This is a genomic window from Ruminococcus flavefaciens ATCC 19208, assembly GCF_000518765.1.
Taxonomy (GTDB): Bacteria; Bacillota; Clostridia; order Oscillospirales; family Ruminococcaceae; genus Ruminococcus; species Ruminococcus flavefaciens.
Window position 1 is genome coordinate 1 of record NZ_JAEF01000032.1, and the last position, 1851, is coordinate 1851.

Consider the following 1851-nt stretch of genomic DNA (forward strand, 5'->3'; position numbering starts at 1 on the left):
AACTCACACTTCCTTTTGCAGGCTTCTCTCTTGAAGCTGTAAATACTGACGGCAGCTCACAGGAGATCGTAAACCTGTTCCTCAACGGAAATGATAAGGAATACTACAATATCAACAACACAGGCGGCTGGAGAAGATATATCCCTAAGGCGCTTAAAAAGATCACTATAACAGGCGGCACAAGAATTCCGAACTATTCTTTCTACAGACTCAACGGAGTTGAGACCATTACTATCCCTGACAGCATTACAGAGATCGGCTATTATGCATATGCAGAATGCTCATCAATGAAAACAGCTTATATGCCGGAAGGCGTTAAAAAAATCGGAGACTCCTCATTCAAAAATTGCAGCTGTACCGATTTCGACACTATCAAATTCCCAACAACTCTTACGGATATAGGCCCAAGTGCTTTCACAGGCTGTACAGGTCTTACAAAGATCACAGTACCTGATACTGTTAAAAACATCGGAGATTACGCATTCAGCGACTGTTCTTCACTTGAAACAGCAGTTATCGAAGGCGGTGCAGACGGTATCGGATCACATATTTTCAGCGGCTGTAAATCACTGGCCGAGCTTACAGTTCCTTTCGCAGGATTCAGCGCAGATTCAACTGCTAAATCAATCGAGTTATCCACATACTTCCTTAACGGAAACGATGAGGATTATTACAATATCAATAACTCAGGCGGCTGGAGAAGATATATCCCCAAGGCACTTAAAAAGATCACTATACTCAGCGGTACAAGAATTCCTGACTATACATTCTATCGTCTCGGCGGAGTAGAATCAATCGTGCTCCCTGATACAATTACAGAGATAGGCAATTACGCATATACAGAATGCTCCTCTATAACAGATACTTGTCTGCCCGAAGGTGTTTTAAGCATCGGATATAGTGCATTCAGCAGCTGTACAAATGAAGAATTTGATGATATTTCTCTCCCGACAACTCTTACAACAATTGGAGCTTACGCTTTCTCAGGCTGTACAGGTCTCAAAAAGATAACTATACCCGAGTCAGTAAAGACTATCGGTGAGTATACCTTCAACAACTGTTCCGCACTTAAAACTGTTGTAATCTACGGCGGTGCTGACAGTATCGGAAGCTATATTTTCAGCGGCTGTAAGTCACTTGCTGATCTCACACTTCCTTTCGCAGGATACAACAAGGAAAATGCAGATGATCCAAAGTCTGTAAACGAACTTTCAGGTTTATTCCTTAACGGAAACGATACAGATTACCACAATATCAACAACTCAGGCGGCTGGAGAAGATATATCCCCAAGTCACTTAAAAAGGTCACTGTTCTGAGCGGTACAAGACTTTCAGACTATGCTTTCTATCGCTTTACAGGTGTTGAGACATTCGTATTGCCAAAGAGCATGACCGAGATCGGTAATTATTCATTTGCAGGCTGCTCATCTATCACCAAGGATTATATCTCGGAAGGTATAAAATACATTGATGATCACGCATTTGAAAACTGTACCTCTATTTCAGACGGAAAAATTCCTGAAGGTGTTATTAGTATAGGAAATTATGCATTCAGCAATTGCAGCAGTGCTGCTCTCAAGACTGTAACCTTCCCGAAAACTCTTACAGCTATTGGCAACAATGCGTTCTCGGGCTGCAGCGGTCTCACAAATGTAACAGTTCCCGAAACAGTAAAAACTATCGGTGAATACGCATTCAGCGACTGTTCATCACTTGCATCTGCTGTTATCAGGGGCGGTGCTGACGGTATAGGAAGCCATGTATTCAGCGGCTGTAAATCGCTTGCAGAACTCACACTTCCTTTTGCAGGCTTCTCTCTTGAAGCTGTAAATACTGACGGCAGCTCACAGG

At 42.6% G+C, this 1851-nt stretch carries 1 protein-coding gene; it reads left to right on the forward strand.

The window, feature by feature from the left end:
- Window positions 1-1851 (forward strand): leucine-rich repeat domain-containing protein (locus L870_RS0106780; RefSeq protein WP_028517501.1); only part of this gene is annotated, 1851 nt, incomplete at both ends.